At 59.8% G+C, this 21,445-nt stretch carries 18 protein-coding genes and 1 pseudogene; 11 read left to right on the top strand and 8 right to left on the bottom strand.

What is annotated here, in order from left to right:
• Window position 1: 1 nt before the first annotated feature.
• Entirely contained in the window at window positions 2-1,159 is a 1,158-nt protein-coding gene (locus PQQ86_RS35580) for a M20 aminoacylase family protein (RefSeq protein WP_408278032.1), read from the top strand.
• 163 nt (window positions 1,160-1,322) lie between these two features.
• Window positions 1,323-2,225, top strand: coding sequence for an NAD(P)-dependent oxidoreductase (locus PQQ86_RS35575; RefSeq protein WP_408278029.1), 903 nt, complete (start codon window positions 1,323-1,325; stop codon window positions 2,223-2,225).
• Window positions 2,226-2,342: 117 nt separating this feature from the next.
• Here the strand turns inward: PQQ86_RS35575 and PQQ86_RS35570 are convergent, their stop codons facing one another.
• Genes PQQ86_RS35570 through PQQ86_RS35560 form a run of 3 tightly spaced genes read right to left on the bottom strand, consistent with a single transcriptional unit; the run spans window position 2,343 to window position 8,173 of the window.
• Complete coding sequence (locus PQQ86_RS35570) at window positions 2,343-3,812, bottom strand: efflux transporter outer membrane subunit (protein WP_408278026.1); 1,470 nt, start codon at window positions 3,810-3,812, stop codon at window positions 2,343-2,345.
• Window positions 3,805-4,992: an efflux RND transporter periplasmic adaptor subunit gene (locus PQQ86_RS35565; protein ID WP_408278023.1), complete on the bottom strand. Its 1,188-nt coding sequence runs from the start codon at window positions 4,990-4,992 to the stop codon at window positions 3,805-3,807. The genes PQQ86_RS35570 and PQQ86_RS35565 overlap by 8 nt, the downstream gene beginning before the upstream one ends.
• Window positions 4,982-8,173 (bottom strand): efflux RND transporter permease subunit, encoded by a 3,192-nt coding sequence (locus PQQ86_RS35560; RefSeq protein ID WP_408278020.1) that lies wholly within the window; start codon window positions 8,171-8,173, stop codon window positions 4,982-4,984. Before PQQ86_RS35560 ends, PQQ86_RS35565 begins: the two co-directional genes overlap by 11 nt.
• A 1,526-nt stretch (window positions 8,174-9,699) precedes the next feature.
• Here PQQ86_RS35560 and phbB point away from each other — a divergent pair.
• Window positions 9,700-10,443 (top strand): acetoacetyl-CoA reductase, encoded by a 744-nt coding sequence (gene phbB / locus PQQ86_RS35555; protein WP_408278017.1) that lies wholly within the window; start codon window positions 9,700-9,702, stop codon window positions 10,441-10,443.
• 471 nt (window positions 10,444-10,914) lie between these two features.
• Here phbB and PQQ86_RS35550 read toward each other — a convergent pair whose 3' ends face one another.
• Window positions 10,915-11,826 (bottom strand): LysR family transcriptional regulator, encoded by a 912-nt coding sequence (locus tag PQQ86_RS35550; RefSeq protein WP_408278014.1) that lies wholly within the window; start codon window positions 11,824-11,826, stop codon window positions 10,915-10,917.
• Between the two features lie 2 nt (window positions 11,827-11,828).
• Window positions 11,829-12,770: a LysR family transcriptional regulator gene (locus PQQ86_RS35545; RefSeq protein ID WP_408278011.1), complete on the bottom strand. Its 942-nt coding sequence runs from the start codon at window positions 12,768-12,770 to the stop codon at window positions 11,829-11,831.
• Between the two features lie 169 nt (window positions 12,771-12,939).
• On the opposite strand from PQQ86_RS35545, the gene PQQ86_RS35540 reads away from it, so the two are divergent.
• The 8 genes from PQQ86_RS35540 to PQQ86_RS35505 all read left to right on the top strand — a co-directional run bounded on the left by PQQ86_RS35540 (window position 12,940) and on the right by PQQ86_RS35505 (window position 19,155).
• Window positions 12,940-13,764 carry an ABC transporter substrate-binding protein gene (locus PQQ86_RS35540; RefSeq protein WP_408278008.1) on the top strand — a complete coding sequence of 275 codons (825 nt, stop codon included), beginning with the start codon at window positions 12,940-12,942 and terminating at the stop codon, window positions 13,762-13,764.
• Between the two features lie 33 nt (window positions 13,765-13,797).
• A complete protein-coding gene (locus tag PQQ86_RS35535; RefSeq protein ID WP_408278005.1) occupies window positions 13,798-14,496 on the top strand; it encodes an amino acid ABC transporter permease in 699 nt (232 codons plus the stop codon).
• A 3-nt stretch (window positions 14,497-14,499) separates the two neighbouring features.
• A complete protein-coding gene (locus PQQ86_RS35530) occupies window positions 14,500-15,237 on the top strand; it encodes an amino acid ABC transporter permease (RefSeq protein WP_408278002.1) in 738 nt (245 codons plus the stop codon).
• Window positions 15,215-15,940 carry an amino acid ABC transporter ATP-binding protein gene (locus tag PQQ86_RS35525; RefSeq protein WP_028194146.1) on the top strand — a complete coding sequence of 242 codons (726 nt, stop codon included), beginning with the start codon at window positions 15,215-15,217 and terminating at the stop codon, window positions 15,938-15,940. The genes PQQ86_RS35530 and PQQ86_RS35525 overlap by 23 nt, the downstream gene beginning before the upstream one ends.
• A 95-nt stretch (window positions 15,941-16,035) precedes the next feature.
• Window positions 16,036-17,121, top strand: a complete 1,086-nt coding sequence (locus tag PQQ86_RS35520; RefSeq protein ID WP_408277998.1) for an alanine racemase — start codon at window positions 16,036-16,038, stop codon at window positions 17,119-17,121.
• 61 nt (window positions 17,122-17,182) lie between these two features.
• A complete protein-coding gene (locus PQQ86_RS35515) occupies window positions 17,183-17,575 on the top strand; it encodes a RidA family protein (protein WP_408277995.1) in 393 nt (130 codons plus the stop codon).
• 23 nt (window positions 17,576-17,598) lie between these two features.
• Window positions 17,599-18,384: an SDR family oxidoreductase gene (locus PQQ86_RS35510; RefSeq protein ID WP_408277993.1), complete on the top strand. Its 786-nt coding sequence runs from the start codon at window positions 17,599-17,601 to the stop codon at window positions 18,382-18,384.
• A gap of 27 nt (window positions 18,385-18,411) precedes the next feature.
• Entirely contained in the window at window positions 18,412-19,155 is a 744-nt protein-coding gene (locus PQQ86_RS35505; protein ID WP_408277990.1) for a ribonuclease activity regulator RraA, read from the top strand.
• Window positions 19,156-19,242: 87 nt separating this feature from the next.
• Here PQQ86_RS35505 and aroE read toward each other — a convergent pair.
• The 3 genes and pseudogenes from aroE to PQQ86_RS35490 all read right to left on the bottom strand — a co-directional run.
• Window positions 19,243-19,413: pseudogene (gene aroE, locus PQQ86_RS35500) on the bottom strand (shikimate dehydrogenase); the annotation flags it as partial.
• Window positions 19,414-19,737: 324 nt separating this feature from the next.
• A complete protein-coding gene (locus PQQ86_RS35495; RefSeq protein WP_408277987.1) occupies window positions 19,738-20,172 on the bottom strand; it encodes a nuclear transport factor 2 family protein in 435 nt (144 codons plus the stop codon).
• A gap of 163 nt (window positions 20,173-20,335) precedes the next feature.
• Window positions 20,336-21,208, bottom strand: coding sequence for a LysR family transcriptional regulator (locus PQQ86_RS35490; protein ID WP_408277984.1), 873 nt, complete (start codon window positions 21,206-21,208; stop codon window positions 20,336-20,338).
• Between the last annotated feature and the right edge of the window lie 237 nt (window positions 21,209-21,445).

Below are 21,445 nucleotides of genomic sequence, written 5' to 3'. Positions count from 1 at the left end.
AATGATTAAAGCTGAATTGATCGACAAGATGGTGACGTGGCGTCGTGCCCTGCATGCGCACCCCGAGACCGCATTTGAAGAAGTCTCGACGGCACGGCTGGTGGCATCGACGCTGCGCGACTACGGTTTTGAAGTGACCGAGGGCGTCGGCAAAACCGGTGTGGTCGGCACGCTGCGAAGGGGGCACGGTCCTGCGCTCGGCTTGCGTGCGGATATGGATGCGCTGCCTATGGTGGAGTACAACGAATTCGCGCACCGCTCGCAACACCGCGGAAAAATGCACGCGTGTGGTCACGACGGTCACACCGCGATGCTGCTGGGCGCCGCAGCTTCGTTAAGCCGCGATACCGGTTGGCAAGGTACGGTGCACGTGATCTTCCAGCCTGCTGAAGAGGTGGCGGGCGGCGGGCGCGTAATGGTCGAAGATGGACTCTTCGAGCGTTTCCCGTGTGACGCGGTATTCGGTCTGCACAACTGGCCCGGCTTGCCGCTTGGCCATTTCGCGATCAATCGTGGCCCAATGATGGCCTCGTTCGATACCTTCGAAATTCTGGTGGACGGCAAAGGCTCGCATGCCGCAATGCCGGAAGAGGGGATCGATGCGCTGGTCTGCGCGAGCCATGTCGTGATCGCGCTGCAGACTATCGTGAGTCGGCGCGTCTCGCCGAAGGAAGCATGCGTGGTGAGCGTCACGCAGATTCATGGTGGCGAGGCATGGAATGTGTTGCCCGACCGCGCCGTGATCCGCGGCACCGTACGTTGCTTCGATGCGAGCGTACAGGAGCGTGTACGGAGCCTGCTGGATGAAATCGGCACGCTGACCGCGCAGGCGCATGGCGCGCAAGCGACGCTGTCTTACCACTACGGCTATCCGGCAACGATCAATGCACCGGCCGAAGCCGACGTCGCGCTCGATGCGGCGCGTGCGACCGTCGGCGCGGCGAAGGTGACGTTGGGCTGTAAGCCGTCGATGGCCTCGGAGGACTTCGCGTTCATGGCGCAGGCGAGGCCAGGTGCGTATGTCTGGATGGGCGTAGACGGGCCTGAGCCTGGCGCTCCGCTTCACAACCCGCACTACGACTTCAATGACGACGCATTGGCTACCGGTGCGTCGTATTGGGTGAACGTCGTGAAGGTGTTTGGCGTTGCGCGCGTGTGAAGCCCGGCAAGTCAATCGGAACGCTTATTGCGAAGCTCGAAGAGCACGGCATGGCGGTAATGCGTGAACACGGTGACGTGACGCTCGACGTGAGCGGTCAGGTCTATCAATTTGCAGTCTGAACAAGCCCGCATCCGCGTGGCTGATCATTTGGAATGTCGTTATGAAAATTGGATTTGTGGGACTTGGCTCGATGGGAGCCGCGATTGCGAAGAACCTGATCGAGTCAGGACATGACGTGCAGGTTTTCAACCGCAGTCCGGCCCGCGCCGAACCGCTGCGCGAAGCAGGGGCGAGCGTCGCGTCGAGTCCGGCACAGGCGGCGCTGGGGGCCGACGTGGTGTTCACGATGGTGGCCGACGATGCCGCGCACGCAGCGGTCACGTTCGGCGAGACGGGCATCGCCACCGCGCTGAAGCCGGGTGCGCTGCATATCTCGATGAGCACGATCAGTGTCGCGACCGCGCAGGATCACGCAGCGAAGTACCGTGAAGCGGGTCTTGCCTTTGTGTCCGCACCGGTTTTCGGCCGGCCGGATGCCGCGGCGGCGCGCAAGCTGTTCATCATGGCGGCCGGAGCGCACGAGCACCTCAAGGTTGCCGTGCCGCTTCTCGAGACACTCGGGCAATCGGTGGGCATTGTCGGTGAAGATCCTTCGCAGGCCAACCTGGTGAAGCTGATCGGCAATTTCATGCTGTCCGTGATCATCGAAACGCTGGGCGAAGCGTGTGCCATAGCGGGCAAGGCCGGCATCGATCCGATGCGTCTGGTCGAACTGCTGACGAACGCAAACTTCAATGCGCCGCCATACAAGATCTACGGTTCACTGATTGCGTCGCAACAATTCCAGCCGCCTGGCTTCTCATTGCCGCTCGGCCAGAAGGACAATCGTCTGATGCTGGCGGCCGCTGAGGCACTCGGCGTTCCGCTGCCGCTGGCAAGTCTCGTCCACGACCGGTTCCTGACGTTGCGCTCGCAAGGGTTCGGCGCTGAGCATGACTGGTCGGCGGTGGCGCTTTGCGCGTTGTCCGATGCAGGCTTGAGCAAGGCTCCTCACGGCGGCTGAGCGCAATGAGGACGATGCCGCTCGCTATGAGCGGCATTCGACGTGCCGAACAGCGCGCGTCTGGTTACCGACTCGACTCGTCATTTGCGCCGCTTCTCCCGTAGCGTGCAGAGGCGGTCAATTCGCGCTGCGCTCCATTGCCGTCGCGACGAGTGCAGGCGCTGCAGCCGCTTGAGCGAGTTCATCGCTCGACCATCCACCGCCGAGCGCATGCAGGAGTTGCACATTCGCGCTTAGCTGGCGTGTCTGGATATCGAGCACGCTGCGTTGCGCATCGAGTGCGACGGTCTGCGCCTGCACCACATCGAGGTAACCCACTGTGCCCTGACGATATTGGCGTAACGCGAGGTCGACCGAGTACTGGGCGGCGTTTGCTGCATCCCGTTGCTCACTGAGCGCAGTGCCGAGATACGACAGCAGGGCAAGGTTGTCTTCAACCTGCTGGAATGCAGACAGCACCACGCCGCGGTAAAGTTCTCCCGCTTCTTCGGTTGCCGCCTTGGCGGAATCGAGTTGCGCACGACGGTACCCTCCGTCGAACACGTACTGCACAAGCTGCGGGCCGACCGCCCAGAACAGATTGGGCGCGCTAACCAGGCCAGCGTAGGCCGCGCTTTGCACACCGCCCTGCAAGCTCAACATGATGTCCGGGAAATAGGCCGCCCGCGCGACGCCAATTTTTGCGTTGGCCTCGGCCACCCGGCGTTCCGCTGCAGCGACGTCGGGCCGTCGCTGCAGCAGCGTCGAGGGCAGGCCGGTCGGAATCGCGGGCAACGCGATGGCGGCGGTTTGAGGCGGCAGGCTGAATTCGGACGCGGAGGCTCCGACCAGGACCGCTATAGCGTGTTCAAGCAGAGCCCGTTGCGCCAGGTTCTGCGACAGCTGCGATTTCGCCGACGAAAGTTGCGTTTGCGCCCGGGAAACGTCGAGGCCCGACACGATCCCACTGTTGTGCAGGGTTTGCGTGAGTTGCAGGGCCTTTGCATACGCCACGACAGTCTCGTTCAACAGTTCGGTTTGCTGGTCGAGCCCGCGCAAGCGGAGGTAACTATCCGCCAGTTCGACCTGCAGGCTCAGCCTTACCGAGGCCAGATCGGCTTTGGTCGCCTGCGCCTCGTCCTTGCCGGCCACCACGGAGTCGCGCACGCGGCCCCAAAGGTCGAGGTCGTAGTTGATTTCACCGCCAAGCGTGACCGAGTTGTAGTCGTTCGGGCCACCCGCACGCAATGGCCGGTTGTTCGACTGGCGATCGCGCTGCGGCATGGCGCTCGCACTGATCGACGGGTACAGTCCCGCTTCGACCTGCGCCACGAAAGCCTGCGCTTGCGCATAGTGTGCGTACGCGGCGCGCAAATCGGTGTTGTTAGCAAGCAGGCGCGCCTCGAGATCGTCGAGCTGCACGTCGCTATACATTTTCCACCAACCGTTGCGGTCGATCCGGTCGGCGGGCTGTGCCGTGGTCCACGGCCCAAACGTCTTGTATTGCGTTGCGATCGGCGTCGGCGGGACCCGATATTGCGGCGCGAGCGAGCAGGCGCCGAGCGCGACGACGCTCGCAAGAAGCGCGGGAAGTCCATATTTAACCATGTGCAACCCCCTTCCTGTCGGTCGCCTTTGCAACCTGCACGTTGTCGCCGTCAGCGAGTCCGTCGGGCGGTGTATCGATCACGCGATCGGTTGCGGCGAGCCCTGAGCCGATGTCCACAGAGTCGCCCAGGTCGCGGTTGATCTTCACCTGCTTGAACAGCACATGACCGTTCGCGCCAAGCGTGGCGACTACCACGCCGCGACTATCAAAGACGAGTGCGCTGGCCGGTACACGAAGCGAGTCGGCGGAGGCGGGCAGCGTGAATTTCAGGCTGGCGAACCCACCCGGCAGCAGCTTGCCATTCGCGTTGTCAACCAGCAGTTGAACCAGCGTCGTGCCCGAACTCGAATTGACCGAGTCTGCCGCTGCTACCACGCGCGCGGTGAACTGCTGGTCGGGATACTCGGGAACGGTCAGGATGGCAGTCGTGCCGTCGTGTATCGCCGGTGCGTAATTTTGCGGCACCTGGACATACACACGTAACTGCTTGACGTCGGAAACCGCGAACAACTCCTGTCCTACCCCGCCGCTGCCGGCGTTGACCAACGCGCCGACGTCGGTATCGCGGGCGGTCACCACGCCGTCGAATGGCGCGACAATGCGCGCGAAGGCCTTGGTGGCGACGAGGCGGTCGACGTTGGCCTTCCCGGCCGCTACGATCGCCTCCTTGGCGGTGTAGTCCGCGACGCGTTGGTCGACATCCTGCTGCGCGACGGAATCCGTGCCGCTTAGCGCTTCCCAGCGCTTGGCCGTCGTACCCGCAACCAAAGCGTTCGCCTGCGCGCTCTGGAGATCCGCGCGCGCTTGCAATAGCTGCTGGTCGAGCTCGGGCGTTTCGATTTCGGCAAGGACCTGGTCCGCTTTGACCGGTGCGCCGATATCGACACTCCATGATTTCAGATAGCCGCTGACCTGCGCGAAAATCGGCGCCTGCGTAAACGCTTCGAGGCGGCCGGGCAGTTGCAGCGAAGGGCCGTTGGCGTCGCGCACGGGTTCGATCAGGTTAACGGTCGGCACGGCCTGAGCGTCGGTCCAGGTTTTCAGCTTGCGGGCATCGGCGGCTCGCAGCGTGACGCCGGCGACGACGATGCCTAATGCGACCAGCAGGCCTATCACGCCTGCTACCAGAAGCGGGCGGCGCGACGGTGTATTAGTGGGGAAAGTGGATTCAGACGACATGAGCAGGACCTCCCGAGACGGATGCCGGGGTAGCCGCGCGCCCGGGGCGCGCGTGCACGATACAGAAAATGACGGGGACGAGGAACAGCGAAGCGGTGGTCGCAAACAGCAGGCCGCCAATGACGGCGCGGCCAAGCGGTGCGTTTTGCTCACCGCCCTCACCGAGAGCGAGGGCCATCGGCGCCATGCCGATGATCATGGAGAGCGCGGTCATGAGCACGGGGCGAAAACGCGTAAAGCCTGCTTCGAGGGCGGCCTTGAACGGGTCGCCGTGTACGGCAAAACGTTCGCGGCAGAAACTGACGACCAGAATCGAGTTGGCCGTCGCCACCCCCATGCACATGATCGCGCCGGTCAATGCGGGCACAGAGAGCGTTGTGTGGGTCGCGAACAGCATCCAGACGATCCCGGCCAATGCGGCAGGCAACGCGGTCACGATCACGAATGGGTCGGCCCATGACTGGAAATTGACCACGATCAGCAGATAGATCAGCACCACCGCACCAAGCAAACCGAACAACATGCCGGCAAAGGCGCTGTTCATCGTCTGCACCTGGCCCAGCAGCGCGACGGTCGAACCCTTGGGCAAGGTGCTGGCGTTGTCGTGCACGATGCGCTGAATATCGGATGCCACCGCGCCGAGGTCGCGGCCCTGGGTGGTCGCGAAGATCTCGACCATGGGCTGGATGTTGTACTGGCTGACAACCTCATTGGTGCTGGTGCGTTCGACGGTCGCCAGACCGCCGAGGACCTGGGCGGAGCTTCCGCCGCTGGCTGTGATCGGAAGATTTTGCAAGGCGGCGAGCGAATCGAGGCTGTATTGCGGCGTTTGCATCACGATCGGATAAGACACACCGTTCGCGTTGTTCAGCCAGAACGTGGGCGCGACCTGGCTGGAACCCGCGAGGTTCACCACCATGCTGTTCGTCACGTCGCGCTCGGTGATGCCGAGCAATTGCGCACGCGTGCGGTCGACATTGACGTTGAAAGTCGGGTTGCCGTGCGACTGCGCGATCCGCGCATCGGCCACGCCCGGAATATCGCGAACCTGGCGCAGCAGACGATCCGTGTAGGCGTAGTTGGCGGTCAGGTTATTGCCGCGAATCTGCAGGTCGATCGGCGCCGGCGAGCCGAAGTTCAGGATCTGACTGATGATGTCCGCCGGTGGGAATGAAAACGTCACGCCGGGGAATTCCCTCGGCAATCTCTCGCGCATCAGTCGAACATACTCTTCGGTTGGACGATGGCCTTCGTTCAGCGCGATCTGGACGTCGCCATCCTGCGAGCCGACCGTACCGGTGTTGTTGTACGCGGTATTGATGCCGCTGACCGGCAGACCCATGTTGTCGACCACGGTGCCGAGATCCGCCGGTGGAATGATCTGGCGGATCGTGCTTTCGACATCCGCAAAGATCTGCGCGGTCTTTTCAACGCGAACGCCGACGGGGGCGCGCACATGCATCAGGATTTGTCCGGAATCGACCGAAGGGAAGAAGTTGCGGCCGAGTAACGGCACCAGCGCGAACGAGAGTGCCACAAAGCCGAGGAAGCAACTAACGAATGGCCGCCGGAGGGTCAGTGCGAGTTCGAGCAATCCACGGTAGGCGCTACGCACTTTTTCAAAGCGCGCTTCGAAGCCGCGCTGGAAACGCCCAAGCAGACCGGGGCGCTTCGTTTCATGAGCGTGCTCGTCCTGCACATGCTGTTTCAGCAGGTATTTCGCCATCGTCGGCACAAGGGTTCTCGACAGGATGAACGACGAGACCATCGCGAAGATCACCGCTTCAGCCATCGGCACGAACAGGAAGCGCGCAACACCGTTCAGGAAGAACATCGGCACGAACACGATGCAGATACACAGCAGCGAGACGAACGCCGGCGTGACGATCTGCGCGGCGCCATCGAGAATGGCCGTCTCAACCTCCTTGCCATGCTCGAGGTGCCAGTTGATATTCTCGATCGTCACCGTGGCATCGTCGACCAAAATCCCCACCGCTAATGCGAGGCCGCCGAGAGTCATGATGTTTAACGTCTCGCCGAGCGCGGACAGCGTCGCGATGGAGCCGAGGATAGCGAGTGGGATTGAGGTTGCGATGATGATCGTTGAGCGCCAGCTGCCCAGGAATAGCAAGATCATCAGGCTCGTCAGCACGGCTGCGATCACACCCTCGCGCGCGACGCCGGTGATCGCCGCCCGTACGAACAGCGACTGGTCGCCTATGGGCTCGATCTGCAGGTTATCGGGCCACGACGCTTTCCCTGCAGCAAGCCGCTGCTTGATGCCGGAGATGATGCCGAGCGTCGAAACTGAACCGTTCTTGAGCACGGACATCAGTACCGAGCGCCGGCCGTCGACATGCACGATATTGGTCTGCGGCGGGCTGCCGTCGCGCACATTCGCAATGTCGCGAATGTAGACCGTGGTGCCATTGGCCGCTTTGACGGGCAGGTCGCCCAATGCTTTGATTTCTGACGGGGCATTGTTCAGTTGCAGCGTGTACTCGTAATTACCGATCTTTTCAGTACCGACCGGCGTAATCAGGTTCTGGCCGGCAAGTGCATTGGCTACGTCCTGCGCGGATAAGCCGCGCGCCTGGAGTGCCGCAGGGTCGACGTCGATCTGTACCTGACGTGTCTTGCCGCCGAACGGGTAAGGAATTGCTGCGCCTGCGACCGTGGTGAGAACCGGGCGCACTGCGTTCAGGCCCAGGTCACCGAGGTTTTGTTCAGAGAGTCCCTTGCCGGATAGCGCCAACTGGATGATCGGCACGGTCGAAGCGTTGTAGTTCAGGATCAGGGGAGGTGTCGTACCGGCAGGCAGCTGCCGCAGTTGAGTTTGTGCGACCGAAGTCACCTGCGCATTCGCTGTGCTGATGTTCACTCCCGGCTGGAAGAAGATCTTGATGATCCCGAAGCCGGCGACCGATTCCGCCTCGATATGCTCGACGTCGTTCACCGTAGTCGTCAGCGTGCGTTCGAATGGCGACGTAATGCGGCCGACCATCTGGTCTGGCGGCAGCCCCGTGTATTGCCACACGACGCTGATCACGGGAATCCTGATGTCCGGAAAGATGTCGGTTGGCGTCCTCATCGCGGACAAAGGACCGATGATGAGGATGAAGATCGCCAGGACTACGAAGGTGTAGGGTCGCCGAAGGGCGATACGGACTAGACCGAGCATGAGAATTCCAGAGCTTGGGGTAAAACGTAAGAGTGTCTTGTTTGGAGGCTAGCGCGACGCGCGATGACCCGTTGCCGTGTGCTTGTACCTGACACAAGAACAGGACATGATTGTGCTGACGGCATATTCGATCGTGACGGCGTACTGGCAAGGGCTTTGCATAATCTGCGTTTATCGAGAGTTGCTGTGCTGCTTAAGATCAATTAAAAAAACTTGCGTGCGTCTTTCAATTTCCCATCGCTCAGAAGAGAAAGATATGCAGAACGAAGAAGGATGCCTTGATGCACGTGCCGATGAGCCGCAAGGCAATCCAAGCGCGAATGTACACAAAGCTCGGCATCTCTGCTGAAGGACAAATGAAACGTCAGGCGCGCATGGCCGCCCGGTGAGCTCATTTCATTTTGCCTGCATGTCCCGGGAATGCCTTGTCGTTACTGGACGGAGCGATACTGGCAAGAACCGGGCAGGGGAACACGAGCGTCACTTTCGGTGAACGTCAAATCGCCCGCGTTTTTTATTACCAATTGTTCAGGAGGGAAAGTGTTCAGAGTCGAACAACAACGCGACGGATGATTTTATGAATAGGAACACTAACTGTGTGTATGCAAAGAGTTTGACGAACCGCTCCAGAAGCGTAGATTCGTGCCGGTACCGAGCCCATAGGGCGTCTATAAACTTTCAATCAACAAAGCTTCACAGCTTCGCAAGCCGACTTTGACGCTCTGAACGCAGCGACGCGTCGAAGCAGAGTAACGGGAGATGGAGCGTTGCAAAAGCGACTTTTTCCGCAAAACAGTTGTGCGCAAAACAGGTGGACTGGTGAATGGCTTTCACGCTGCCGACGGCGTTTGGCAATCGTCATAGAAGACCGTCCTGAGTACATGATCCCTGCGTTCGGGATTCGACCTTGCGGGCATCGAACTGCCGTCTTCATTCGCAGCGTCTTCCGCTCGTTTCTGTGCACTGTCGTCGCCGTAAGGCTCGTCGCAGCAATTAGTTTCTATAGGGAAAGTATGAAACCGGAAGGTGCCTACTTGTGATCGCCAGATTTCGCTGAAATAATCGGTTGGCATGCTTGATTGACCCGCATGCATCGGTTCTTCAAACCACCAAAAGGCTGGACCTGAGAGAGACCGTCGGGGCGCGCGGCCTGTGAGCGCCGCGCGCCCGTCAACGGCTAGCAGTCCACGAATGGAACTGACAGTGGATGCACAAATTACAAATGTCGATGTCCGAGAGTGTCCGGACCTGATCATGGTCGACGCAGTCGAGCGTGTTTAGTCATTCTGGCATTTAGAGATCAAATGCAGCGGCCCGTGTGGCGCATTGTCGCCCGCAGGCGTATCAAACTTCATTCGCACAATACCAGAAGCCTATAAGAAGCCGTGCAGTTCGATCAATGCTGGAGCCATCATTCTCGCAACTGGGGAGGAGGCGACGCATTGTTGCAATCCAATGGCGGGTGGTGCGGGACGGCCATTGGGTATTCTTGATCCTCGCAGATACTACGATCACGGGTGGAAAGGATGACGAAGCGAATCGCTGTAGTAACGGGTGGCATGGGCGGACTTGGAGAAGTGATCAGCACGAAACTGCATGACGCCGGCTATGCCGTCGTAGTAACGCACTCGACGATCAACACTGGTTCAGCCGTCTGGCTGGCCGGCATGGAATCTCAGGGGCGCAACTTTCGCGCATATTCCGCCGATGTGGCCGACTATGATTCATGCCAACGCTGTGTAGCAAGAATTCAGGCAGAAGTCGGCCCTGTCGACATTTTGGTGAACAACGCCGGGATCACGCAGGACATGACACTCAGGAAGATGGACAAGGTCAACTGGGACGCGGTGATTCGCACCAATCTGGATTCGGTGTTCAATATGACCAAGCCGTTGTGCGAAGACATGGTCGCGCGCGGCTGGGGGCGGATCATTAACATCTCGTCCGTCAACGGTTCGAAAGGCTCTGTCGGCCAGACCAATTACGCCGCGGCGAAGGCTGGCATGCACGGCTTCACCAAATCACTGGCGCTGGAAGTCGCGCGTAAAGGCGTAACCGTCAACACGGTTTCTCCAGGCTATCTTGCCACGAAGATGGTCAGTGCGATTTCGCAGGAGATTCTGGACACAAAGATCCTGCCGCAGATTCCGGCCGGTCGTCTGGGCAAGCCAGACGAAGTCGCGGCCCTGGTCAGGTATTTGTGCTCGGACGATGCAGGTTTTGTGACCGGGTCCAATATTGCCATCAACGGCGGCCAGCATATGCATTGATGCGGCGACCTGTGACATCGTAGCGTCATCGCCGCAGTCAGCCGTTAGGTTGTGCCGTTGATCATCGCGTCACATTTCTCGCCACCTCCAATGCTGCCCGCGCGGCGGAACTGCCGAATTGCTCCGTACCCCAGCGCGGGTCATCCCGTTTCTGGACGCGCTCTATCGCCCGCCGCAGTGGATCGGGTCGTTTGCTGATGACACGATGGTTTGTCGCTGCGAGGAAATGAGCGTTGGGCGAGTGCGCGAAATGGCACGTCTTGCCTCTCACGACCTGCTGGTCTAAATGAAGATTACAGCGGCCGTTGCATAGTTCTGCTCGGCGTACGAAGCCCGGTTTGCACCGTCAACAGGCGCGTCAGGCGTTGACTCAATTCAAAGTCCTTGAACCCCAGCATCGGCGATTACCCCGAGTCCACGACAAGCTGCCCGCAAGTTGACAGTACCCGGGCGGGATGCAGCGGGTTGCCCTTAACCCGCTGTCGGTTGTTGCACGCCTGAACTAAAGTCGCAGCAACGCCGTGCTACGTCGGCAACCATGTGCCCCAGCGCGGAATGTGACTGCTTCTGAAAAATCGCGTCGTAGCGAACCACCGGTGCAGGAGGGTTGGTCATCATGATTTGCATGAGCCGGTTCTGGATTTGCTGCCTGAAAAGGTCGACCGGCAGCAAGCTCACGCCAACCCCGGCCGCCACGAGGCCGCCCACCACGACCGCATTGTTGCCGCCGCAAATACGCTCAGGATCGACGCCCGCACTTTCAAAGCTCCTTGAACTCAGGATCGTGATGATGGATGCGGGAATCTGCTCGATGACGGGAACGGTGCCCAGTTCGTGCAACGGCACTGTGCGCTTGCCGTCGAACGCGCCGGGGCGGCAGAACCAGGCGAAGCGGGCACTCCCGAGCATCACTTGCTCGACTGATGCGGGCAGCTCTGCCTCGGGCAAAATCGCGAAGTCGAGGCGGCCATCGATCACCCGCTCTTGCAGCGGCCCGGACATGTCGACATGGGGTTGCAGGATGAGATGTGGAAAAAGCTCGCGCATCTGCTGGAGGAACGCTGGGAACCACGTCAACGCAACCAGTTCGGTCAGACCGATGTGTAGCACGCGGGCCATATGCCTGTCGGCGTCCTGATAGGCTTCCAGTCGCCCAATGCTGTCGAGCAAGCCTTCGCACAGCGTGAACATCTCGTGCCCTTTCGCGGACAACCTTGCTTTCTTGCCGCTGCCTTCGAACAAACGTGCTGCGGACTTCGCTTCGACATCCTGCAGGCGCTTGGTCGCCGCGGACTGAGTGATATGGAGCTTGTCGGCCGCCCGCTGCACGGTGCCGAGCTTCGCTACCCAGTAGAACGTCTCGATCTGCTTGACGGTCAGCATCGTTATTCAGCCTCGTTGGCGAGCGATTCGCGTGCGTCCTGATAGCGCATTCCATAATTACACATCACGCGCGCGAGGGTAATGACCTTGCGGTGGAACGGTGTCAACGCGTCTTGCCGCGCGACGGCGACATAGCGCACCGGTGGCATCACCGGTGTCACATGGACGGCACGCAACAGACCCAGCGTCACGAGTTCACCGGAGATTGCGTCTGGCAGACAGGCGATACCCAAACCTGCGCTCGCCATGCCGCCAAGCGCCGCGAAGTTGTTGCAGGTCAGGATGCTGCGCGGCTGCACACCGTTGCGCTCGAGCCATTTGCTCATGACATGTCCCACCGCCGAGTCGGCAGACTGCGACAGCAGCGTCAACTGGCCGAGTTCCGATACGGCGAGCCTGCGCCGCTTGAGGGTGAACGTGGGACTGCAGAACCAGCCGTTACGCACGTTGGCGAGCGGGAACCTCACCATGTCCGCCCAGCGTGGCGTGTCGGGCACGATGGCCAGATCCAGCTGCGCCAGTCTGAGCTTTTCGTAGAGTTCCACCGCGACGCCACCCACCTCCAGTTCGACATCCACCAGCGGATAGGTAGAACGCAGTGCATCGATGAAGCCAGGCAACCAGGTCAGCGCGGCGAGCTCAGTCACGCCCAGCCTTAACGAGCGCCGCAATACTTTCTCGCTCGCATACTGACTCAACAGGGCATCACGTTGCTGAAGAATCGTGCGCGCCTGCGAGAGTATCTCGAGACCGTCGACGGTCAGCCGTGCCGATCGCGAACCACGGTCGAATAGCGGCTTCGGGAACCGGCTCTCCAGCTCGCGAACGTGGCGCGATACACCGGACTGAACGCTGCCGAGCTTGCGCCCGGCCGCCTCGAATGAGCCCATATCCGCGATTGCAACCAGTGCTTCGAGTTGCAGGAAAGTGATCTGGTGTGCCACGTGGCCCCTCTTAAATCGATCTCATTTTGGAATGGATAAGTATGCACAAATATCTCTTTATTTGGGATTTTTTTCGACCAAGAATACATTCTCCAAGTCCCCTGCAATGCAGATCGAGCACATCAACAGCTCGCGGTTGCGCTTTGAAGCACCTGTCTACGGAGATCGCATGAAATCGTCTAACAAACTAGCCGCGGCATTGCTTGGCCTCACCCTGACCCTGCTTGCGGGTACAGCACAGGCAGACCAGCTTGCAGACATCAAGGCGCGCGGAACGCTGGTATGCGGGGTACTGGCCAACTTCGAGCCATTCGGCTTTCAGGATCCGGCGTCTCGGGAGATCGTTGGTTACGACGTCGACTACTGCAAGGGCGTCGCGAAGGCTTTGGGCGTCAAGCCGCAGTTGCAGGTGGTGTCGATGGAGGCCCGCATTCCGGAACTGCTGCAAGGCCGTGTCGATGTACTCGCCGCGGTGCTCGGCTACTCCCCGGCGCGCGCCGAACAACTCACATTCACGCATCAGTACTACGTCGCCAAGCAGGTCATTGCCGTGAAGACAGGTGGCCCGTTCAAAGCGCGGGACGATCTCGACGGCAAGCGGGTCAGTACGATCAAAGGCTCCAGCAATATCGCCATCATGGGGCGGGTCATGCCGAGCGTGCAGCTCGTCAGCTATGACGACTCGCCGTCGGCTTTCCTGGCCATGGTGCAGGGCAAGGTCAATGGCTTTGTCGTCTCCGAACCCATCATGCATCGCTTTGCCGCGAAACTCGGTCACGACACCAATGTAGAGGCGCTGTCGCCGCCGGTGGGTCTCGAATACTGGGGACTCGGTATCAAGAAGGGCGAGCCTGCATTGCTCGACGCGGTGAACAACGCGCTGGACGGAATGGAAAAATCAGGCGAAGCACAGCAGATTTTCGATAAATGGCTTGGCCCCAACACGATCTATCAGCTGCATCGCGATTTCAGGATCGGGTCGATCAAAGGCTGATCTCCATGTCGTTCTGTGTGATGGGGATTACTCATGTTAGCGCATCTCAACTTATCGAGCATCTTCACAGGTCAGAATCTGAAGCACCTCATGTGGGGATTGCAGTACACCGTGTTGCTCACACTGACGAGTTGGCTGCTCGCGGTCGCGCTCGGCACGGTCCTGGCGACGCTGCGCGCGATAGGTAACCCGTTTATCGAGAGGGGCGTCGCCGGCTACGTTGCCTACCATCAGAACGTGCCGATGCTTGCGCAACTGTTCCTCTGGTATTTCGGGTTTCCAACTCTGCTTCCGGAAATCGCGCAAGGATGGATTAACGCCCATGGGGGCGAATTCATCTTCGCGTCGATTGCCATTGGCCTGTGCATGGCGGCGTACTACTCGGAGGATATTAGAAGTGGCCTGCGGGCAGTACCGGCTGGTCAACTTGAGGCTGCCCGCTCGCTGGGTTTGAGCTTTCCGAAGTCGATGCGTTACGTGATCCTGCCGCAAGGTTTTCGCATCGCAATGCCGCCGTTTATCAACCATACGGTGGTGCTCTTCAAGAACACCAGTCTGGCGATGGCCATCGGCGTTGCGGAGTTGACGTACACAGTGCGCGACATTGAGAACCAAACCTTTCAAACCTTTGAAATCTATCTCGTTGGAACGGTCATCTACCTGGCCATTTCATTGGGTCTGATGGGTGTGGGCGCGGCGATCACGCGCCGCACCCGTATCCTGGCGAAATAAGCGATGCTCGACATACTCATCCACAACGCGCATTTCCTGCTGCTCGGGCAGTATCCGAACGGCCCGGTCGGTGGTCTTGCGCTAACGCTGATTCTCGCGCTGCTCGGTCTCGCTTTTGCGTTTCCACTCGGTGTGCTGCTGGCGTTATGCCGTGTCTCGCCCTACAGGGTGTTGAGCGTGCCCTCGACGGTGCTCGTCTATATCGTGCGTGGTGTGCCGCTCGTGATGCTTGTGTTCTGGAGTTATTTCCTCGTGCCGGGCTTGATCGGCCATCTGGTGAGCGCATTCACGACCATGGTCGTCACGCTGGTGATTTATCAGGCGGCTTACCTGAGTGAGATTATCCGTGCCGGCATCGAGTCCTTGCCGAAAGGACAGACCGAGTCCGCACGCTCCCTCGGGATGAGTTACGGTGCGACGATGCGTCACGTGATTCTGCCGCAGGCGCTGTACAACATGCTGCCGAGCATTCTTAGCCAATGCGTATCGACGGTGAAGGACACCTCGATAGGTTATGTGATCAGCGTCCAGGAACTGACGTTCTCGGCTCAGCAGATTAATGCCAGTCTTCTTACACAGCCATTTCAGGTTTTCTTCATTCTCGCTTTGACCTACTTCGTGGTGTGCTACACGCTCACCCAATGCGCGCATGTCATAGAACGGCGCATCGCGCATCGGCGTGCCTCAGGAAAGATCCAGGAACTCAGGAATGTCATCAATGATTCAATTCTCCAAAGTTAACAAGTGGTACGGCGAGTATCAAGCGCTCGTCGACGTCACTGCCGAGGTGAAGCGAGGCGAAGTGGTGGTCGTGTGCGGCCCTTCCGGATCGGGCAAATCCACGCTTATCCGTACCGTCAACCGCCTCGAGGAGATTCACGGTGGCGGGATCACGGTCGACGGAACGAGCGTCCATCAGGCGTCGTTGAATCTGAACCGGTTTCGCACCCGTGTCGGCTTCGTGTTTCAGCAGTTCAACCTGTTTCCTCATCTGTCGGCGCTCGACAACGTGTGTCTGGCGCCGATGAAGGCGGCCGGGAGAAGCCGTGCGGATGCGAAGCGGCAGGCATTGGCATTGCTCGATCGCGTGGGCCTCGCCAGCAAGGCGAACTCGTATCCGCAGCAGTTATCCGGAGGACAGCAGCAACGCGTGGCGATCGCGCGCGCGCTGGCAATGGAGCCACCGGTGATGCTGTTCGACGAGCCAACGAGCGCGCTTGATCCTGAGATGGTTGGTGAAGTGCTCAGCGTTATGAAATCGCTTGCCAGAGATGGGATGACGATGATGTGCGTGACTCACGAGATGGGATTTGCGCGTGAGGTGAGCGACAGCGTCTGGTTCATGGATCGCGGCGCGATTCTCGAGGTGGCCGATCCGCAAACGTTCTTTCGATCGCCGCAGCACCCACGCGCACAGGCATTCCTGTCTGACTTACGTCACTAGCCACGCATCATCGATACGAAGGTACTCATCGACGAGCTTCATGTCGGCGAAGCGACCTATGTATTCCTAACTATGTCTCTCTGACAACGAACAACATGATTAATCCAATTGCCGCGGACCTGGTGCCGGCGGTTGCAACGCCTTGCTTTGTGGTGATAGAAGACCGCGTTCTGCACAATCTGGCGGTCACCGCACTTGCGTGCGGCGGCGTTGAGCGCCTGATGCCGCACGTGAAGACTCACCGCGCGGCGTGGCTCGTTTCGTTGCTACTGGCCAATGGCGTCCTCGCTTTCAAAGCCAGTACGCTCGCCGAGGTCGAAATGGTGCTGACCGCGGGCGCCACACGCGTCACCTGGGCGTTTCCCACTGTCAATCCGCAAAATATCGGCCGCTTCATCGAATTGGCCCGGGCATTTCCGAAGGCCGAACTCACGGGTCTGATCGATTCCCGCGAGGGACTGGACGTATGGACGCGGCTACTCGACGGCGCTTTGCCTTCGGTTCGCCTGCGTATCGATCTCGATCCCGGAATGGGGCGAACAGGCGTCGCGATGGACGAGGCAGCGCTCGAACTCGCGCGCGGGGTGGAGCGACTTGGTCGGCTTGCGGGGTGGCATGTTTACGACGGCCACATCCGGGGCGCGTATGACGAGCGCAAAGCCGAAGTGGAGAAACTTGCCGCTACGCTGGAGTTTCTGCAGTCTAGCCTGCGCGGAGACGGCATCGATGTCGATGTCGTCGGCGCATGCAGCTATACGTTCGACCTGTGGCGGCGCTCTGTGATGCAGTACGTGTCGCCGGGCACCTGGGTGTATTCGAACGCCCAGCACCTGAGGGAACTATCGCATCACAACTGGGTTGCGGCCGGGTTTGTGTTGACAACGGTTGTTTCAACGCGCAATGGCACGTCGACACTGGACGCCGGCAGTAAGGCGATCTCACCGGACAAACCGCTGCGGCAGCGTTTTGACGGCGCCGACGAGATCGTGATGATGAACGAAGAGCACACGGTGATCCGCAGCGACGCACTTCACACAGGCGACAGGCTGTTACTGATCCCGGAGCACACGTGTACCACCGCCTACCTGTACAGCAATGCCCTGGTTCGATCGCTTGACGGACAGTGGGAATACCGCGATCAGCTCGGCAACGAACGTTCTGTTGTCGCGTTGACGCGGTGACTGCCAAAAGGCGAGTACATGCGGACCCTGTCCATACTCCTCCCAACTTGAGACTTCACACATGACCGAATCAAGCAGGCAACCGTCCACGGGCGGTCACTACAGTCTATGGCGCCGCGCAGGCGGACTGATTTTCGTGGCAGGTCAGGTTCCGCGAGGTCCAGAGCGAAACATTATTGGCGGCACGATCGAAGAGCAAACGACCGCGGTGCTCGACAATTTGCGTCTTGTTCTGGAAGACGCCGGCACTGATTTCAGCCGACTTGTTCGCGTCCAGGTGTATCTGTCGGACATCGGCGAATTCCAACGCTTTAACGCCGTATACGCCCAGGTGATGGGCACTGCCGCTCCCGTACGAACCACGATCGGGTGCGCGTTGAATGGCGTGCGTATCGAAATTGATGCTGTTGCGGAACCCGGTGACACACCGAGCCGCTCAGCAGTAAATAGTTAGCCAGTTTCTCAAAGGGAAAGACGATGGATCTACAGCTAAAAGATAAGACCGCCCTCGTGCTTGGCGGTGGTGGCGGTCTTGGTGGCGTCATCTCGCGAACGCTTGCGGCCGAGGGCGTTCGCGTTGCCATTGCCGACATTGATCTGGCGGCGGCCGAAAAGACCGCAAAGGCGGTGAGAGAGGCAGGCTCGCATGCCATTGCGCTTCAGTGGGATCTTGGAGATCTGTCTACCGTGGACAGTCATATCAGCCGGATCGAGGACGAACTGGGGTCTATCGACATACTGGTGAACAATACCGGAGGACCCCCTCCGACGCCGGCGCATGGACAGGATGCAGCACTGTGGCGTAAGCATTTCGAGAGCATGGTCTTGTCGGTGGTATCCATCACCGACCGGGTGCTTCCGGGAATGCGCGAACGTGGTTTCGGCAGGGTGATCACCAGCACCTCATCGGGTGTTGTCTCGCCTATACCGAATCTCGGGTTGTCGAACGCACTGCGCATGTCGCTCGTCGGCTGGTCGAAAACACTGGCGCGGGAAGTCGGTCGCGACGGCGTTACCTGCAACATCGTGCTGCCCGGGCGTATTGCCACCGATCGCATACGCTTCCTTGACGAGGCCAAAGCCAGGCGCGAAGGGCGATCGGTGGAAGACGTCGCTGCCGAGAGCACTGGGTCGATTCCGGTGGGGCGGTACGGCGAGCCGCAAGAGTACGCAGATGTTGTGACCTTTCTTGCGAGTCCTCGAGCTTCATACATTACGGGCTCGACAGTCCGGATCGACGGCGGCCTCATCGCCAGCATCTGATCACTTTTTCTTGGAAAGCGCCAAACCATGACCATCGACTCACTTCCGCTCGACGAAAAAGTCATTGCAGCCCTCTCGGGCGTATCTACGGCCACGCTTACGACGGTCCTGCTCAAGCATGGTCTTCGCAACGTGTGGCTTCGCGGTACACGGCCGATAGCGGAAGGTCAGCCGCGGCTCGTCGGCCGTGCATTCACCCTCCGTTTCGTGCCGGCCCGGGAGGATCTTGCGACCCCCGCTTCGTGGGGCTCGCCGATTTCAACCCGCGCGGCGATTGAATCGATGCCAAGTGGCTGTATTGCCGTAGTGGGCGCACTGGGCGTGACCGATGCGGGAATCTTCGGCGATATTCTCTGCGCACGGATGCACATGCGCGGAGTCGCAGCGCTTGTCACGGACGGCGTGGTTCGGGATATTGTGGGTGTGCTGAATACCGGCCTGCCAGTATGGTGTCAGGGTACCGCATCGCCACCCTCAGTGGCCGGCCTGACGTTTGTCGGCTGGCAGGAACCTATCGACTGTGGCGGCGTCGCGGTATTTCCAAACGACGTAATCGTGGTCGACCGGGATGGCGCTGTGCTTATTCCGGCTGCGCTTCTTGACGAGGTTGTTGCCGCGTCGGTCGAACAGGAGCGACTGGAAAACTGGATCATGAGCGAGGTCGAAAACGGTGCTGCTTTGCCAGGCCTCTATCCGCCGAATGAGGAAAACCGGGCTCGCTATGAAGCGGTGAATATTTCATTGGGTGGTGCGTCGAAGGCAGGTGGGTGACTGCTGCTGGTTCGGCGCACGTTCATTTGAGCGGAACGGTCATCCGGTCGATTACGGAGTGCGTTGCGGTCGCACGCCTCGCCACTACGCGAAGGCTTCCGCGGCCTGCTCGGCCAGCATGCCGACACCGTCAGCGATACCTGGCACCGCCGTGTTGCACGCGAGTCACAGGAATGGTGTAAGTCCTTTGCCGTAGACGGGTTCGCAGGCCGCGCCCGTTGGGTCGAACACGCCCGGTGGAACCGGCGGCAACTCGCCGGCGGCCGCAATCGGACCCGAGCGGGGCCCGCGTTGGGTTGCGGCAGTTGGTTGTAAATTGGGTGTGGGTTTGAGGCTAGTCCGCAAAGGCCGGATCGGGAGCGCCACACTGGGCGTTTTTGTAGTCTGTTTCGGCTATTGATTCTTCAGTATGGGTAGGAAGATGGGTAGGCTGCGGTCCGGGTGTGCGGGAGTCAAACCTGGCGCGGCTTTACGGGCAACTGTTGGAATCGGCTGCCTTCCGCCAGTCAAGGCTTCCCAGGATTGCAGGGCTACGTGGTGCTCAATGGGGCCGCCTCGTTTCGGATGCCTATTCGCGTCGGTTCAGTGCTTGTATCCCTGGCGAGCGAGCAACTTCCATACGCCGTCGCGCTTTTGCCAGACCATCAACTGGTCGAAGTCGACCTCCGACACGGTGCTGGCTTTCTCTGTCGTTCCTGAAAAATGATCGCGAACGATGGCGTTATCTCCGTCGACGGTCGTCACCGAGTTGCTCAGGTTGATTCGCCGGTAGCGCGTTTCGCCGCCGGCAATCGTTTGAATAAACGCCGCCTGATCCTGGACGCGGCCGTTCGAATGTCCGTAGCTGAGGGCGTCTGTCGTCAGCGCTTTCATCTGTTGCGCGTCACCCGCGATCATGGCTTCGTTCAAGCGCTGCGTCGCGCCCTGAACGGCGACGAGATCAGTCGTCTCAGCACTTGTGCTCAAGCAAACCAGGCTGGTCAAGGCAAATAGGATTATCTTCTTCATGGCTAGCATATTCGGGAGGAAGGAGGGCCGGAGTAATGCGCACGAACAGGGTCCGTGCACGATATGTTATCGGTCATCGTATGACTGATTGGCAAATATATCACGTCACCGTCAGGAGGTCGCGGGGGCTTTGTCGACCTTGCATGTACGCTTGGCTACCCCGCGACGATGCTCAAATCACTTCCTTCAGGTGCCTCACAAGCGCCGCTGTCACGGCCATCTTGCCGTGCTCCGCGCGCTCCAGCATGCCCATGTTTCGCCTCGCATTTGTCTGAGACAACGGCATCACCCGCAACGCCTCGTCGCGCATCCAGGACGAATGCCGCAACAGCGGCACAACCGCGACGCCGATCCCTTGGCGCACTAGTTCCGCAATGCCTTCCAGCGAGTTGAGTTCGAGAAATTCGTTCACCTTGAAGCGTTGCTTGCGTATCGCACGATCGATGACGACGCCGGTTCGCTGTGTCCGGTCAAATCGCAGGAATCGCTGCGACTTGAGCAACTCGGCTACCGATCCAGGGACCATATTCGCATTGGCGAGCAGCACGAGCGGCTCCGAGTAGACAGGCGTCCATTGCACGCTGGCCGGCCGGCGCCCGGGGGCGTCGATGATCACGGCGGCATCGATCTCGCCCGTGTCGACGCGCGCGGCCAGGTCGGCGGATTTTGCCGCGGTGATTTTTACATCGAGATTCGGCCGCGCGATCTTCAGATGCGCTGCAGCCTCGGCGAGCGCGCCCACGACCGATTCGACCGCCCCAATGGAGACCGGCCCGACATCTTCTTCGAGGCCACCTGCCGCGAGCTTCATGGCCTCATACAGCGATAGCAACTGCTGGGCGTGCGGCAACAGGGTTTTGCCCATCGCATTCAGCATCACCTTGCGCCCGCAGCGGTCGAAGAGTTCATGTTTGAACTCGGTTTCGAGTGCGCGCATCTGCATGCTGACCGCCGATTGCGTGAGTGCCATCTGTTCGGCGGCAGTCGCAAACGAGCCGTGGCGTGCCACGGCCGCGAAGGTACGGAGAAAACGTAATGTGCTCAAGTGAACCTCGACGACACCGGAAACGAATGCGCCCGCAACTGTCCGGACACTCCTGATACATCAAAAATTCTGAAGCGAATTACAAGAAATTTTAGCTTTCTTTGATGATAACGGCTGTGGACAATGAGCAGTCGAAAGATGAAGCGAGATTAGGCACAAGGCATGAAAGCGATCCATCAGCGTTTCAATGCTGACGGGGCCGTCTGATTTATCGAAAACAAACTATTTGCCGTGCAG

Origin of the sequence: Paraburkholderia sediminicola, from assembly GCF_046026675.1 — a bacterium.
GTDB lineage: Bacteria > Pseudomonadota > Gammaproteobacteria > Burkholderiales > Burkholderiaceae > Paraburkholderia > Paraburkholderia sediminicola_F.
The sequence above is the reverse complement of the archived record's forward strand: the minus strand, read 5'-3'. Positions and strand labels throughout refer to the sequence as shown.

What these genes read in the sequence shown, in the direction of transcription:
- PQQ86_RS35570 (WP_408278026.1), bottom strand. Translation starts at nt 3,812, where the DNA reads ATGGTTAAATATGGACTTCCCGCGCTTCTTGCGAGCGTCGTCGCGCTC.
- PQQ86_RS35505 (WP_408277990.1), top strand. Translation starts at nt 18,412, where the DNA reads ATGACCATCGACTCACTTCCGCTCGACGAAAAAGTCATTGCAGCCCTC.
- PQQ86_RS35530 (WP_408278002.1), top strand. Translation starts at nt 14,500, where the DNA reads ATGCTCGACATACTCATCCACAACGCGCATTTCCTGCTGCTCGGGCAG.
- PQQ86_RS35525 (WP_028194146.1), top strand. Translation starts at nt 15,215, where the DNA reads ATGATTCAATTCTCCAAAGTTAACAAGTGGTACGGCGAGTATCAAGCG.
- PQQ86_RS35510 (WP_408277993.1), top strand. Translation starts at nt 17,599, where the DNA reads ATGGATCTACAGCTAAAAGATAAGACCGCCCTCGTGCTTGGCGGTGGT.
- PQQ86_RS35550 (WP_408278014.1), bottom strand. Translation starts at nt 11,826, where the DNA reads ATGCTGACCGTCAAGCAGATCGAGACGTTCTACTGGGTAGCGAAGCTC.
- PQQ86_RS35560 (WP_408278020.1), bottom strand. Translation starts at nt 8,173, where the DNA reads ATGCTCGGTCTAGTCCGTATCGCCCTTCGGCGACCCTACACCTTCGTA.
- PQQ86_RS35495 (WP_408277987.1), bottom strand. Translation starts at nt 20,172, where the DNA reads ATGCTAGCCATGAAGAAGATAATCCTATTTGCCTTGACCAGCCTGGTT.
- PQQ86_RS35515 (WP_408277995.1), top strand. Translation starts at nt 17,183, where the DNA reads ATGACCGAATCAAGCAGGCAACCGTCCACGGGCGGTCACTACAGTCTA.
- PQQ86_RS35575 (WP_408278029.1), top strand. Translation starts at nt 1,323, where the DNA reads ATGAAAATTGGATTTGTGGGACTTGGCTCGATGGGAGCCGCGATTGCG.
- PQQ86_RS35540 (WP_408278008.1), top strand. Translation starts at nt 12,940, where the DNA reads ATGAAATCGTCTAACAAACTAGCCGCGGCATTGCTTGGCCTCACCCTG.
- PQQ86_RS35535 (WP_408278005.1), top strand. Translation starts at nt 13,798, where the DNA reads ATGTTAGCGCATCTCAACTTATCGAGCATCTTCACAGGTCAGAATCTG.
- PQQ86_RS35565 (WP_408278023.1), bottom strand. Translation starts at nt 4,992, where the DNA reads ATGTCGTCTGAATCCACTTTCCCCACTAATACACCGTCGCGCCGCCCG.
- PQQ86_RS35580 (WP_408278032.1), top strand. Translation starts at nt 2, where the DNA reads ATGATTAAAGCTGAATTGATCGACAAGATGGTGACGTGGCGTCGTGCC.
- PQQ86_RS35520 (WP_408277998.1), top strand. Translation starts at nt 16,036, where the DNA reads ATGATTAATCCAATTGCCGCGGACCTGGTGCCGGCGGTTGCAACGCCT.
- phbB (WP_408278017.1), top strand. Translation starts at nt 9,700, where the DNA reads ATGACGAAGCGAATCGCTGTAGTAACGGGTGGCATGGGCGGACTTGGA.